The sequence below is a fragment of the Frankia sp. Hr75.2 genome (assembly GCF_949319125.1).
Lineage (GTDB): Bacteria > Actinomycetota > Actinomycetes > Frankiales > Frankiaceae > Parafrankia > Parafrankia soli.
In genome coordinates this window covers 26,717-40,562 of record NZ_CASGGV010000177.1, presented here as the reverse complement: position 1 = coordinate 40,562, position 13,846 = coordinate 26,717, and the positions used below count along the sequence as shown (strand labels likewise).

At 70.4% G+C, this 13,846-nt stretch carries 12 protein-coding genes and 1 pseudogene; 8 read left to right on the top strand and 5 right to left on the bottom strand.

Features of this window, described 5'->3' with window-relative positions; all coding sequences use genetic code 11:
• Nucleotides 1-310 precede the first annotated feature (310 nt).
• The 3 genes from AC559T_RS13920 (at nt 311) to AC559T_RS13910 (ending at nt 3,670) form a co-directional block, all read left to right on the top strand.
• Entirely contained in the window at nt 311-1,156 is an 846-nt protein-coding gene (locus AC559T_RS13920; RefSeq protein ID WP_498868957.1) for an SDR family NAD(P)-dependent oxidoreductase, read from the top strand.
• Between the two features lie 479 nt (nt 1,157-1,635).
• Nucleotides 1,636-1,893 carry a hypothetical protein gene (locus AC559T_RS13915; protein WP_498868956.1) on the top strand — a complete coding sequence of 86 codons (258 nt, stop codon included), beginning with the start codon at nt 1,636-1,638 and terminating at the stop codon, nt 1,891-1,893.
• A gap of 112 nt (nt 1,894-2,005) precedes the next feature.
• The gene (locus tag AC559T_RS13910; RefSeq protein WP_498868955.1) at nt 2,006-3,670 is read left to right on the top strand and encodes an AMP-binding protein; all 1,665 of its coding nucleotides are present in this window, start codon (nt 2,006-2,008) and stop codon (nt 3,668-3,670) included.
• Between the two features lie 71 nt (nt 3,671-3,741).
• Here the strand turns inward: AC559T_RS13910 and AC559T_RS13905 are convergent, their stop codons facing one another.
• From AC559T_RS13905 to AC559T_RS13885, 5 genes are all read right to left on the bottom strand, one after another.
• A complete protein-coding gene (locus tag AC559T_RS13905; RefSeq protein WP_498868954.1) occupies nt 3,742-5,064 on the bottom strand; it encodes an acyl-CoA dehydrogenase family protein in 1,323 nt (440 codons plus the stop codon).
• Nucleotides 5,064-6,218 carry an acyl-CoA dehydrogenase family protein gene (locus AC559T_RS13900; RefSeq protein ID WP_498868953.1) on the bottom strand — a complete coding sequence of 385 codons (1,155 nt, stop codon included), beginning with the start codon at nt 6,216-6,218 and terminating at the stop codon, nt 5,064-5,066. The genes AC559T_RS13905 and AC559T_RS13900 overlap by 1 nt, the downstream gene beginning before the upstream one ends.
• Complete coding sequence (locus AC559T_RS13895; RefSeq protein WP_112106615.1) at nt 6,215-7,024, bottom strand: enoyl-CoA hydratase/isomerase family protein; 810 nt, start codon at nt 7,022-7,024, stop codon at nt 6,215-6,217. Before AC559T_RS13895 ends, AC559T_RS13900 begins: the two co-directional genes overlap by 4 nt.
• Nucleotides 7,024-8,124 (bottom strand): NAD(P)-dependent alcohol dehydrogenase, encoded by a 1,101-nt coding sequence (locus AC559T_RS13890; protein ID WP_112106614.1) that lies wholly within the window; start codon nt 8,122-8,124, stop codon nt 7,024-7,026. The genes AC559T_RS13895 and AC559T_RS13890 overlap by 1 nt, the downstream gene beginning before the upstream one ends.
• A gap of 85 nt (nt 8,125-8,209) precedes the next feature.
• A complete protein-coding gene (locus AC559T_RS13885) occupies nt 8,210-9,628 on the bottom strand; it encodes a class I adenylate-forming enzyme family protein (protein ID WP_498868952.1) in 1,419 nt (472 codons plus the stop codon).
• 297 nt (nt 9,629-9,925) lie between these two features.
• On the opposite strand from AC559T_RS13885, the gene AC559T_RS13880 reads away from it, so the two are divergent.
• The 5 genes and pseudogenes from AC559T_RS13880 to AC559T_RS13860 all read left to right on the top strand — a co-directional run bounded on the left by AC559T_RS13880 (nt 9,926) and on the right by AC559T_RS13860 (nt 13,559).
• Entirely contained in the window at nt 9,926-11,230 is a 1,305-nt protein-coding gene (locus AC559T_RS13880) for an ABC transporter substrate-binding protein (RefSeq protein ID WP_498868951.1), read from the top strand.
• A 67-nt stretch (nt 11,231-11,297) separates the two neighbouring features.
• On the top strand, nt 11,298-11,534 hold the full coding sequence (locus AC559T_RS13875; RefSeq protein WP_498868950.1) for a hypothetical protein: 237 nt from the start codon (nt 11,298-11,300) through the stop codon (nt 11,532-11,534).
• Complete coding sequence (locus AC559T_RS13870) at nt 11,429-12,394, top strand: hotdog domain-containing protein (RefSeq protein WP_498868949.1); 966 nt, start codon at nt 11,429-11,431, stop codon at nt 12,392-12,394. The genes AC559T_RS13875 and AC559T_RS13870 overlap by 106 nt, the downstream gene beginning before the upstream one ends.
• 11 nt (nt 12,395-12,405) lie before the next feature.
• A pseudogene (locus tag AC559T_RS13865) lies at nt 12,406-12,540 on the top strand (cytochrome P450); the annotation flags it as partial.
• Nucleotides 12,541-12,722: 182 nt separating this feature from the next.
• Nucleotides 12,723-13,559 carry a phosphotransferase gene (locus AC559T_RS13860; RefSeq protein WP_235014152.1) on the top strand — a complete coding sequence of 279 codons (837 nt, stop codon included), beginning with the start codon at nt 12,723-12,725 and terminating at the stop codon, nt 13,557-13,559.
• The last annotated feature ends 287 nt before the right edge of the window (nt 13,560-13,846 follow it).

Below are 13,846 nucleotides of genomic sequence, written 5' to 3'. Positions count from 1 at the left end.
ACACGGCGACTGCCGTCGGGTACGCGGTGCGGGCTACTTCGGCGAGGCCCCCATTCCGGTCGATGCAACACCGCATTTCGTGGTTTAAAGCGGCCAAGGCTTCACCACGATCATCGTCGATGGAGTGCGGCCGGCGCACTTCCGCGATCCGGCCGGAAACCGCTGGAACTGCGCGGCGGCTAGACCAAAGGGAGCATCCGACGAAAGCTGGTAGCTAGTTGTCGAGTATCAGCATTCATCTGCACTTTCAACTGTCTTTCTATCACGCGCCAAGGTTTCAGACGCTGAGCGAGACCACAAGGCGAACCTGGTGAGCGCGAGCACTGGCGGCTGGAAGCCGCGGGCTACCGAAGGAAATTCCATGCCATTTGCAGAAAAGTACGGATCATGGGCAGTCATCACGGGCGCCTCCGAAGGGACCGGGCAGGCATTCGCCCGCCGCATAGCCTCCGAGGGTCTACCCGCCGTCCTTCTCGCGCGACGGTTGGAACCGTTGAACGACCTGGCGAACTCGATCCGCGCCGAAACCGGCGTTGAATGCATCACGGCGTCAGTGGACCTGGCAGCTGATGACGGCGCCCAGCAAGTCATCGAAGCGGTGGGCGACCGCGAGATCGGGCTGTACGTCGCCAACGCAGGTGCCGACACCAACGGAGCGCACTTCCTCGACATCGACGTCAAACCCTGGCTGGATCTGATGCGCATCAACGTTCTGACGATGATGCAGCTGTGTCATCATTTCGGCGGATCCATGCGAGCGCGTCGTCGCGGCGGATTACTGCTGGTCAATTCCGGCGCAGCCTATGGTGGCAGCAGCTTCATGGCGGCCTACTCGGGAAGCAAAGCCTTCGAACTGTGTTTCGGCGAGTCCCTGTGGGCCGAGCTGCGCCCCTACAATGTCGATGTGCTCAACCTGGTTCTCGGCAAGACCGATACACCGTCTTTCCGGGCCCTGCTAGCGGAAAAGGGATTGCCGGAGCCGACCGACTGGGCGACACCGCAAGATGTGGCTGAGGCCGGAGTGACGCGCCTTCCGCACGGACCCATCCATAATCAGGGCCAGGCAGTTGACACCGCGGGCGATCAACGACGCGCCAGGATTCTGATGATCGAAGAGATGACCAAGGACGTCTTTGGCGAGAGGGTCCCTGACTAGCCTGTGGGACTCCGAAATCCTGTGGGGTGCCAGAAGTCGGCCTGGGCCTGTGACCTGGGGTGATGCGCCGGCACGGGGGTGCGCTACCGGTCTTCCGACCATCCAGAGTCTGGATGGTCGGAAGATCTGCGCTGTAGGTTCTCGATGTCGTCTCGGCCTGCCTGGGCCGCCGCCAGGTCGATGGCAACGCGCAGCAGCGCGGCCCTGCTGATGCGTTCCCCCCTGAGGCTGCGCGCCCGCCGCAGACGGCGAATCTCGTGGTCGAATACCTGGAACTCGTCCAGACGCGGCCATACACCCATATACGCTCCATTCGAGGGGAATACCCAGGTCTGACCTGGGGGAAGAGGCTGGAAACGGGTCCCTACCCGAACCCGCAGAACGAAAACAGGTCCGGAGGAATTCCCCCGCCGCCCCTGCCAGTGGGGAGCTTCGTCGCCGCGCTCCCCCTACCTGGTGCCATCGGTTCACCGAGGTACGTGAACGCGCAAGCACCGGGCGATCTGCGGGTCGCTGGTACCGCGAGCGAACATCTCGGCAGCCTGGAGTCGGATCTGTTCACGTCGGGTGCGTTCATGGGCGGTCTGTCGTCGAGGGCACCGGAGTGCCCGACCTCCCGGAAGATGCGCCCGAGCGCCACCCACATGTCACCCGTGCAGGCGTTCCTCGACTCCGGCCGGTCGATCGTGACGGTCACGACGAATCCGTCACGGTCCGCCCGGACGTTCGGGTGGTAGGACGGGACAGACTCTTGCGTCATGGCTATATATCTAGAGATATTGGACGCCACGTCAACCGGACAACCCACGCGCGGGCCGGAACCGCGTCCGGCGGGTGAGGGAGAGCCACGTGACAGCCCAGGAGTGGTCGTTACCCGCCGTGCTCGACGTCGTCACCGACGTGGCCCCCGACCGCGACATGCTGGTGTCGGCGACCGTGCGCCGCAGCTATGCGCAGGTACGGGACCGCACCCGGCGGCTCGCCGCGTACCTCCGCCGGCACGGGCTCGGGGTGCGGCGGGAACGTCACGAGCTGCGGCGTTGGGAGTGCGGCCAGAGCACCGTGGCGGTCGTGATGTCGAACTGCCCCGAGTACCTCGAGACGATGATCGGGGCCTTCCGGGCACGCGCCGTGCCGTTCAACGTCAACCACCACTATGCGCCGAGGGAAATCGGCGCGCTGCTGAGCCAGGTCGGCGCCGAGGCCGTGGTGTACCACCGACGGCTGGGCCCGAAAGTCGCCCAGGCCGTCCGACTGAACGCCCGGCCCGACGGCCGCCTCAACGGACTGCTGCTGATCGACGTCGACGACGGCTCCGGCGTCGCCCCCCTGCCGGGCAGCACCTCGTTCCCGTCCGCGCTCGCCGACGCTCAGGGCGTCCACGATCTTCCCGTCCCGTCACCCGACGACCTCTACCTCGTCTGCACCGGCGGCACGACCGGTACACCGAAGGGCGTGCTGTGGCGTCAGGGGGACGTCTACGTCGGCGTCGCGGGCGGCGCCGAGGGAGCCACCCGCGACGTCATCGCGGGGATCGCCAGGACGGGGGCGGGCGTCTGGTTCGCGGCTCCTCCGCTGATGCACGGCGCCGCGCAGTGGACCGCGTTCGCCGGGCTCGTCAACGGCGGCACGGTGGTCCTGCACGACGACTCCCGGCCCTTCGACGCCCGCGCGATCCTGCGGACCATCCAGCGTGAGCGGGTGACGATGATGTCGATCGTGGGCGACGCCTACGCCCGGCCGCTGGTGGACGAGATCCGGGCCCGCTCCTACGACCTGACCTCGCTGGTACGCCTCGGCACCGGCGGTGCGACGACCAGTGCCGGGCTCAAGCAGGCGCTGCTCGAGCTGCTGCCCCAGCTCACCGTCGTCGACGGGTACGGCGCGTCCGAAACGGGCGGGATGGCGTTCGGAACGTCGACGTCGGGCAGGCAGGCGCACCGGTTCCGGCTCGCCGCGGGTGCCGCGGTGCTGTCCGCGGACCGGTCCCGCTTCCTCGAACCCGGGGACGACGAGGTCGGCTGGACGGCACGGGTCGGCCGGATCCCACTCGGCTACCTCGGCGACCGGACACGCACGGAACAGACCTTCCCGCTCGTCGGCGGCCGGCGGACCTCGGTTCCCGGCGACCGCGCCCGCTACGACAGCGACGGCGGCATCGTCGTGCTCGGACGCGACGCGATGGTCGTCAACACCGGCGGCGAGAAGGTGTTCGTCGAGGAGGTGGAGGAGGTGCTCCGGCAGCACCCCGACATCCTCGACGCGCTCGTCGTCGGACGGCCGAGTGACCGCTACGGCGAGGAGGTGGTCGCGCTCGTCCAGCTCCGGACGGGTGCGCAGCTGTCTCCCACCTCGGTTCGCGAGCACGTCGCCGGCCAGCTCGCGCGTTTCAAGGCGCCCCAGGCGGTGCTGCTGTGCCCGCGGATCGGCCGCCATGCCACCGGCAAAGCCGACTACACCTGGGCACGACGCGCGGCTCTCGAGGCGGTCTCCGCCACCGTGACGAGAACCTGACGGGCGACTGCGCGGCGGCCGTGCGGCGCGGTGGCCGCGATGGTCGGGTAACCGCGATGGTCGGGCTGCTCTCAGTCCGACGACCAGCCGCGGGCGTCCCGCAGAACCTCCCGGAACGGCTTGCCGCTGTCGAACGACGGTTCGCGGGGAAGCCCGAGCACCCGCTCTCCGATGCTGTTGCGCTGCATCTCGTTGGTGCCGCCGGCGATGGACATGAAGCGGCTGTTGAGGAAGCCGACCGCGGCTTTCCTCCCGAGACTCTCGCCGGGCTCCCCGTCCCCGTTCACGGCGTCCCAGTTCACGGCGTCCGCGCCGCCTATGCGCATGGCGGTGTCGGCGCGGATCGGGTCGTAGACGCCGCTGACCAGCTTGGCGTAGGACGCGAGGTGGAGCGCCTGGGCGGGATCCGTCCGCATCCGCGCGCCGAGCCTCGCGAGCAACGCCCGGCGCGCCACGTCGTCGACGTGGGCGCGCACGATCAGGTCGCGGGTGAGCGGGTCCGCGAGCCGGCCGGCGGCCCGGGCGAGCTCGACGAGGTCGGGCGCGACACCGGTCGAGGCCCGCGTGGTGCGGGTGCCGTGGCTGAGCCCTCCCCCGCGCTCGAACATCAGCATGGTCTGGGCGACGGTCCAGCCGTCGTTCACCTGGCCGATGACGTCGCCGTCGCCGAGCACGACGTCGTCGAAGAACTCCTGGCAGAACTCCGCGTCGCCGGTGATCTGCCTGATCCGCTCCACGGTCACGCCGGGGGCGGTGACGGGGACGGCGAACCACGTCAGGCCGCGGTGCTTCGGCACGTCCCAGTCGGTGCGGGCGAGGCACATGCCCCAGTCCGCGTAGTAGGCGCCACTGCTCCAGATCTTCGACCCGTTGAGGACCCACCCTTCGCCGGCACGGACCGCCCGGGTGCGCACGCCGGCCAGGTCCGACCCGGCCTCGGGCTCGGAGAAGAACTGCACGAACAGCTCCTCGCCGGAGAGGATCCTCGGGATGTGCCGGCGCAGGAAGTCCGCCGACGCGTGCGCGAGCATCGTCATGGCGCAGACACCGAACGTGGTGCCGCCGGCTATTCCCAGCTCGGGCAGCCGGTAGCCGCGCGCCTCCTGCTGGAAGGCACGTTCGTACTGCGGCCCGAGGCCCTGGCCGCCGTACTCACGCGGCCAGGTGATCCCCGCGTACCCGGCCTCGTGCAGCCGGCGCTGGAGCGCGCGCCCGGCCGCGATCGCCGCCGGACCGGTACCGCCCCGGCGGGGGGCAGGGGCCGGCAGTCGCTCGAGGTTCGCCTCGATCCAGGACCGGGCCCGCGCCCGGTACTCGTCGAGAGCCGGCACCGCCGTGTCGTCGTCACGCTCCGCCGGCACGTTGTCGCCACGCTCCGGTGCGATGTCCCGCATCAACCGACTCCGATCCGCTCGCCCAGCCGGCCGCGGTGCCACTGCGCCGAGCCGAACGCCACCGCGTCCGCGGCGAGGCGCCTCATGAACAGGTGGTGGTCGTGCTCCCAGGTGTAACCGACCCCGCCGAAGACCTGGAAACAGCCGTGGGCCAGCTCGACGCCCTGCTCGGCGACGAAGGCCTTCGCCGCGTGCGCGAGATCCATCCCGTCGCGGGCCCCGGAACCGAGCGCCCCGGAACCGAGCGACTCCGCGGCGGCGGCCACCACCGCCTTCGCCATCTCGAGGGAGAGGCTCAGGTCGGCGAGGAGGTGCTTGACCGCCTGGAACGAGCCGATCGGCCGTCCGAAGGCGATACGTGTCCTGGCGTACTCGACCGCCGCCGCGAGGTCACGGTGCATCGCCCCGACCGACTCCGCGGCGGTGAGGACCGCGGCGGTCCCGACCTGATGCTCGAACCGCGCCGCGGTCGCGTCGCCCGGCGCTCCGAGCACGGCGTCCGCGCCCACCCGGACATCGTGGAACCGCACCGCGCCCGGCCGTCGGGTGATGTCCAGGCTCGTCATCCGCCGCACCTGGACTCCGGGGGTGTCTGCGGTGACCAGGAACTGCGTCAGCCCGCGCGGCCCGCGCGCGGCCACGACCAGCAGGTCGCAGTCGGCCGCGTCCGGTACGTGCCGGACGTCGCCGGCCAGGCGGAAACCGCCGGCACCGTCCTCGCCCGCGACGATCGCGCCGGCGCCCGGCGTCAGCCCGGCGACGTCGCCCACCACCCAGGTCGCCCGGCCCCGGCCGGCCACCAGCCGGGCGAGGGTCCCGCCGTGCCTCGGGCCCTCGGCCGCCAGCAGGTGCGCGACGACATTCGCCGCGACGAACGAGCCGGGCTGCAGGACGGCGCCCCGCTCGGCGGCGACCGCCGCCGCGTCCAGCAGGCCGTTGCCCGACACGGTGCCGCCGCCGTGCTCCTCGCCGACCAGCATCCCGAACCAGCCGAGCGAGCCCGCGGCTTCGAGGTAGCGCGCGTCCACTCCGCCGGAGCCCGCGGCGAACTCCCGGACTGACGGCAGCGGCATCGTCCGCTCGATGAACCTGGCGCTGGAGTCGAGGAGCAGCTCCTGCTCGGGCGTCGCGGACGCCAGCAGACCGACGCTCATACGCCGGTGAACCGGGGTTCGCGGCGCTCGGCGAACGCCCGGAACCCCTCCCGCGCGTCCTTCGTGGTGTAGGCGATGTGCTGGGCCCGGGCCTCGTCCTCGACCGCCCGCTCGAACGTGGTCGAGTCGCTCGCGTCGAGCAGCCGCTTGATCAGGCTGAGCGCGGTCGTCGGCCCGGCGGCCAGCCGCCGGCCCCACGCGGCGGCGACCTTCGGCAACTCGTCGGCCGGCACGACCTCGTTGACCAGGCCCCACGCCAACGCGTCCGGAGCGCTCACCCAGTCACCGAACAGGGCCATCTGCTTCGCCCGGCGCAACCCGATCTGGCGGGGCAGGCTCCAGGACGTCCCGCCGTCCAGGGACAGGCCCCGCCGGGCGAACACCTCGCAGAACCGGGCCCGGTCGCTGGCGACGACGAGATCGCAGGCGAGCACCAGGCCGAGCGACACGCCGACGGCGACACCGTCCACCGCCGCGATGGTCGGCTTCGGCAACCGGTGCAGCCGGTTCACGATGTCGCCGGCGGTGCGCATCTCGTGCAGGATCGCCTGCCGGGGGCCGGAAAGTCCGCCAGCCTCGCCGGCCCCGCCCTCCGTGCCCGCGCCGCCGGTCAGGTCCGCGCCCGAGGAGAAGTTCCCACCGGCGCCGGTCAGCAGCAGCGCCCGGTCGGCCGGGTTCCGGGCGACCTCGGTCAGGATCCGGGCGAGGTCGGCCCAGTTCGTCCCGTCCAGCGCGTTCTTCTTCTCCGGCCGGTTGAAGATGACCGTGACCAGGCCGCCGCCGCGTTCGACGAGCGTCGAATCCATCAGGTCGTCTTCTCGGGCAGTAACACAGGCTTGATCACCTTTCCGGAAAGCGTCGCCTCCTCCGCGGCGTTGATCGCCTCGAGCGGGAAGGTCTCGATCAGCCGGTCGAACGGGAACAGGCCCTGCCGCCACAGGTCGATGAGGCGGGGAACGAGGACGTGCGGGTCGGCGCCGCCCTCGAGGATCCCCGACACGGTCTTGCCGACCAGCGCCATCGGACCCAGCGTCACCGGTCGGCTCTGGACGCCCACCAGCCCGCAGTGCCCGGCCATCCGCAGCACCGCGACCGCGTTCGCGATCGACTCGACGTTCGCCGTGGTGTCGAAGCTGAAGTCGGCACCGCCGTCCGTGAGATCCCTGATCCGCGGCACGAGGTCGGCGTCCGTTCCGTTCAGCACGTGGGTGGCGCCGAGTTCGCGGGCGAGCTCCAGCCGGTGCTGATGGAGGTCGACGGCGACGATCGGGGACGCGCCGACCACCTTCGCCGCCATGATCGCGGCCATCCCGACCGCGCCGGCACCGAACACGACGAAGCTGGCGCCGGCGGTGACCTTCATCCCGACGAGCACCGATCCGGCGCCGGTCAGCATGCCGCAGCCGAGGGGCCCCAGCTTCTCCAGCGGCTGTTCCCGGTCGACCAGAACCGCGTTGCGCTCGGTGGCCAGGCAGTGCGTCGCGAACGACGACTGCCCGAACCACCGCGAGGAGATCGCGTTCCCCGCCGCGTCGCGCGCCCCGGTCGTGCCGTCGGCCCGCCGCCCGAACATGTTGCGGACCAGGAAAGTGTCGCAGTAGGGCGGCAGGCCCTTCCGACAGTTCCGGCAGTCACCGCAGGAGTCGAAGGACAGCACGACGTGGTCGCCGACCGACACCCGCCGTACTCCCTCGCCGACGGCCTCGACCACGCCGGCGCCCTCGTGACCGGTGACAATCGGCGGCGGCGCGAACGACTTGGGCCGCCGTGGCACGAGGTCGCTGTGACACATGCCCACGCCCACCACACGGACCAGCAGTTCGCCGGGACCGGGCGGGGCGAGCACGATCTCCTCGAGCTCGTAGGACCCGTCCAACCGACGCAGTACCGCCGCGGTCGCCTTCATCGAACGGCCTCCCGGCTAGGTGGTGTTCCGCCGTCCGGCGGTCACGGCCTTCGCACGAGAATCGTAGCCATTGATGTATATGTTTTCAACCGATTACGCCGCCCGGTGCCGACGTCAGCCAGCCTTCGAGCTCACGCCGGAGGACCTTGCCCATCGGGCTTCGCGGCAGCTCGTCGACGACCTCCAGGCGTTCCGGGCACTTGTGACGGGCCAGCCCCTCGGCTCGGCAGTGTGCCACGAGGGCGGCCAGCGTGACCTCGTCGCCTGGCCCGCCCGGCCCGCCCGGCCCGACCACGACGACGGCGCACACCCGCTCGCCGGTGCGCTCGTCCGGCACACCGACGACCGCGACGTCGCGCACTGCGGGATGCCGCGCCAGCACCCTCTCCACCTCCGCCGCGGAGATGTTCTCCGCGTTGCGGATGACGACCTCCTTCAGACGACCCCGCACCCGGCCCTGCTCGTCGACGTCTCCGAGGTCCCCCGTCCGCAGCCAGCCGTCGGCGTCGAAGGCGTCGGCGTCCAGCGCCGCGTCCTGGTAGCCGAGGAAACACTGCGGGCCCTTCAACCGCAGCTCGCCAGCGACGACCCGCACCCGGACACCGGCGGCCGGCCGGCCAACCGTCGTGCCGGGCTCGGCGTCCGTCGGCGTCTCGCTGGTGGCCACCGGGAACTCGGTGAGCCCCCAGGAGCCCAGCACTCCGGGCACGCCGAGGACCTCCGCGACCTCCCGGCTGACGGGCTCCGGTGTCGCGGAGCCGAGGATCGTCGGCCGGTGGGCCGCCATCCGCTCAGGCGTCACGGCCGGGTCGAACGCGTCGAACAGAACCAGCGTCCCGCCGGCCCGCAGCGCCGCCGCGAGCATCGAGACCCCGCCGATGTGGCCGATCGGCCAGGCGATCGGGTACACGTCCCCGGCGCCGAAACCGAGCCCGGCGACGACACCGTCCGACGAGGCGATCACCGAGGCGTCGGTGTGCCGCGCCCCTTTCGGGTCGGCGGTCGTGCCGGAGGAGTAGTAGATCCACCGGCACTCGTCGGCCCGCGCGGGGGCGGCGGGCAGGCCGGTGGAGTCGCCCTCGGGCAGGCGAAGTGCCGACCCGGGCGGGCCGTCGAGGTCCAGTGCCAGCACCTCGGACCCGAGCGACCTGGCCATCTCGCCGTGGCCGAACCCGTGCCACGACTCGGGCACGACGACCAGGCGTGCCGAGACCTGCCGCACGATGAACCCGACCTCCCGGTGGCGGAACGCCGGGATGACGGGGTTCTGGACCGCACCGAGCCGCGCGCAGGCCGCCAGCAGCACCACCGCCTCCAGCGTCGTGGGCAGCTGCCAGGACACGACGTCGCCCGGCTCCACGCCGTGCCCGTGCAGGCCCGCCGCCGCGCGGCCGGCCGCGTCACGCAGGGCCGCGGTGGTCAGCGAGCGGCCGTGGTCGTCCGCCAGCACGACGGCGTCCGGCACGCGCCGGGCGGCGTCGTCGAGCAGGCCCCAGAACGTCAACGTCGTCGTCCTCTCCTGTGCGCGTCCGGCGCGCGCGGCAAGCCACGCCGGCGCGGCCGCCGACCCTCGCCGGTGGCACCTACCGGCCACCACCTCGATATGAGGCTGGAAAAATCTAAATATATAACTTAGAGTTCTCGCCCAGACGGCGGGTCGCCGGAGTGAACCTGCCGGCCGACAGCCGCACTCGCGTGACACCGAGCCGGGCGAGCACGGCCACCCCCGCACGATCCGCCGGCCCTGACACCGGCGACGTCTCAGCGCGGCCGACAGCCGCCCATCACGCAGGGACAGATCATGGAACAGAGCACGCGGGCAGGCAGCTTACGTAGACGGTCGCGGATACGCGGGCCGCGACCGCGGGTACGCCGGCTGGTGGCGACAGCCCTCACCGCACTGGCACTCACCGGCGCGGCGTGCGGCGGAAACGACTCCGACCCGACCTCGAACGACGAGGGCGGTGTCGACCTCACGCTGCTCGGCCCGAGCCGACCGGCCGACGGCCCACCGGTCAAGGTCGGCTTCGTCAGCGACGGCAGCACCCCGGCCTTCGACAACACCATCCAGATCCACGCCGCCGTCGCGATGACAAAGTTCCTCAACAAGCACGCCGGCGGCATCGGCGGCCACCCGATCGAACTCGTGACCTGCGAGACCGCAGCCGACCCGGGCCGAGCAGCCGACTGCGCGACCGAGTTCATCCAGGCCGACGTGGCCATCACGGTCGCGGGCGAGTCCACCGCCATGGGACCGGTATGGAAACCACTCCACGACGCCAGGATCCCGATCTTCGTGTACGCCACCACCGAACAGTCGGTCATCCTCGACCGGGACTCCACCTTCGCACTGGCAGACCAGATCGCGGGCCTGGCCGGCATGCCGATCACCGTGGCCACGGAGAACCACGTACCCAAAGTGACCGTCGTCGGCATCGACGTACCCGTGGTCACCGGGTTCTACGACACCGTCGGCGACCAGATCTTCGGCGACGCCGGCCTCGACCTGGACGTGGTCGCCATCCCCCCCGACCAGGCCGACATGACCCCACAAATGGAACGGATCACCGCCGGCGGACCCACCGAAGTCCACATCATCGGCGGCGACGCCTTCTGCATCTCCGCGTTCCGGGGCCTGCGAGCGGCGAACTTCGACGGACCCGTCAGCGTCGTCAACCAGTGCGTCTCCGACACCTCCAAAACCGCACTCGGCGACACCCTGGAAGGCGTGTACGCATCAGCACCGTTCGCGATCGACGACCACGACAATCCCGACCTACGCCAGTGGGAGGCGATCGTGCACACCTACGACAACAACGACATCGACCTGAGCAACTCGATGAGCTCCACCATCTACGTCACCATGACAGCCCTGAGCCGGGCACTCGACGGCCTCACCGGGAACATCACCCCCACCCGACTCATCGAGAAGATCCGCTCAGCACCCGAACTGCCACTACCCGCAGCCCCCGGCCTGACCTTCCACTGCGACGGCACCGCCAACCCACTCGTACCCGCCGCCTGCACCCAAGGCGGACTAATGACAACCCTCAACGCACAGGGCAACCCGACCCTGCCCTACAAACCATTCGGCAACGAGGACTGAGACGCTCGACATCCGCCGGCCGCGCGGCCAGGAGGCCGTGCGGCCAAGGCAACGAAGGGGCGATCTCGTGAACACCCTCGGCAATGATGGCAATCACGGCAACGTGGACGATGTGCAGCACATCGTCATGGAGCTCGGCCTGGGCTTCTCGGTCGACGGTGGCATCGCCACCGGGCACGCCGACGTGTTCGCCGAGCTGTGCGTCCCCGGCGCGACCGCCCTGCGGACATCCGTGCTGGCGACCTGGGCCGACATCGTCACAGGCACACTCGCCCTGAACCTGACCACCCCCGGACGGCCCTGACCCTCGACCTCGACGTGCACGTCATCGAGCCAGCCGAGATCGGCCACACGATCTCCCTCAAGGCAAGAACCGTCAAGGCCGGCCGGACGGTCGTCGTCTGCGAGACACGATTCCGCAACGAGACCTCCGGGACCCTGACCGCCGTCTGTCACACGTCGTTCGTCACCTCCCCGAACCCCGATCACGTCTTCTCCCACCGCACCCTGGCCGGACTACCCGAGGGACCCTTCCGGCTGCCGGTTCCCCTCGCCGAGCGGGTCGGGGGCGTCATCGTGGCTCCCGGCACCGTCGAGGTACCCCACCGGGCCGACGGCCTCAACGCGAGCGGCGCCATCCAAGGCGGCCTCGTCGCGCTAGCCGCCGAGGAAGCGGCAGCCTCATCCGTCCAAGGGCCGACGGTGGTGACCTCCTACGGGGCCGGGCGGGCCCGGCGCGGGCGGGGTGGGCCGGCGGGCACGGAATCAGTGCGCCAAGGCCGCGGGAACGGGACTTATGCGGCCCCAATCCCGCCACCCGGCAATGTGTGGCGGCTGGGTGAGTCCGGGCTGTCACTCAACCGCCACGGCTGCTCGACATCGCGTATGAGGCCCAGCCGGCCTGAATACCTATCGGTTCCGGCCTGCTCCGGACGCCAGCACTCCTGCACGCGCGCCGCCCGCTCGACACCACGGCCGCCACGGGCACGGGCACGGGCACGGGCACGGGCACGGGCACGGGCACGGGCACGGGCACGGGCACGGGCACGGGCACGGGGGATCATGGCGGTCCACGGAGCAGCGGAGCACTGGTGTCAACCGGCGCCGTACGTCGGCTGGGACACGAGCGGGCCCGTACGCGAAACCGCCTCCAACCATCATTGACCGGACACGGCCTAGAGGGACGCGCCCTCTACACCGAACTGGTCCCCCGGCTACACGAGATCGAGCTGGCCGGCACGCCCGAATACATGCAGACCCTGTTCGTCGGCGGACCCAAACGCCTCCCCATCCGCTACACGATCACCTAGCCCGCCGCCACGGACACCGACCCGAGCGCCTTCGGGGGCCAGGATGACCGAACCGGCGGGTGGACAACCGGCGTGGATCGTCGACGACCCCAGCGTGGTCACCCCTGAGTGGATGACCGCCGCGCTGCGCCGAGGCGGCACCGACACCGAGATCGTCGGGCTACGCCACGAACCCGTCGGGGGTGGCCAACTCAGCTCCAGCCACCGCTTCCACCTCGACGTCCATCCCGACAGCGCCGACCCGGCGCCCTCCTCGGTGGTGCTCAAACTGGCCGCCGGCACCCCCGAAGGCCGCGGCCAGATCGCCCCCGGCTACCGCAGCGAGGTGGGCTACTACACCAGGTTCGCCCCCAGGCCGAAGCCGCGCTACGCAACCTCGTCGGCCTGCACGGCCCGTTCTGGAACAAGCCGGGCCTCACCAACGGCGCCGACTGGCTACGCCAGACCGACGAAGCCGGTCTCAGCTTCCTCGGCGAAATCCTCACCGCGGCCACCGAGCCGTTCCTCGACCGGTTCCAGGACCGTCTCTCCCCACCGACACAGACACACTGCACCGCACCGCCGATCACTTCGCCCGCTGGGGCCGACACGTCAGCACCCGCCACACCCTCATCCACGGCGACTACCGCCTCGACAACCTCCTGTTCACCGAATCCCACGAGGTGACAGCCATCGACTGGCAGTCGCTCGAGATCGGCTTCCCCGGCCGCGACGTCGCCTACTTCCTGGCCACCGCACTGCCACCCGCACTCCGACGCGCCCAGGAAAAGAACCTGGTCCGCGCCTACCACGAACAACTCACCCAGATGGGCGTCGACGACTACCCGCTCGACGACTGCTTCCACGACTACCGCCTCGGAACCCCACAGGCACCACTACTCACCGTGCTCGGCTCCGCCTACGCGACCAACGAACCCACCGAGAACTCCGACCGAATGTTCCTCTCCATGATCACAAACGCGTGCGCCGCCATCCGCGACCTCGGCACCCTGGACCTGCTCGGCAGCCACGCACGGTGATCCTGGGGCTCAAGGTGTTCACAGAGTGCGGATGGGTGCCGGACGACGCGGGCGAGTTCGGCGAATGCGGCCACCGGACGCGAATAAGGACCGGCGTCGAAGTACCGCTTCGGTCGCAGTAGCGACCGCGACTGAATGTTCTCGATCTTTCGAGTGCCAGAACTCGGCCACCGTATTGATGTGTCCCGATCATAAGGCGGCCCATCCGTATTCGTTGATTAGGACGCCCAGGACGGACCAGCGCTTGATCCTGCCGTCGCGGCGGCGGCCGGGGGGGTCGCGCCAGG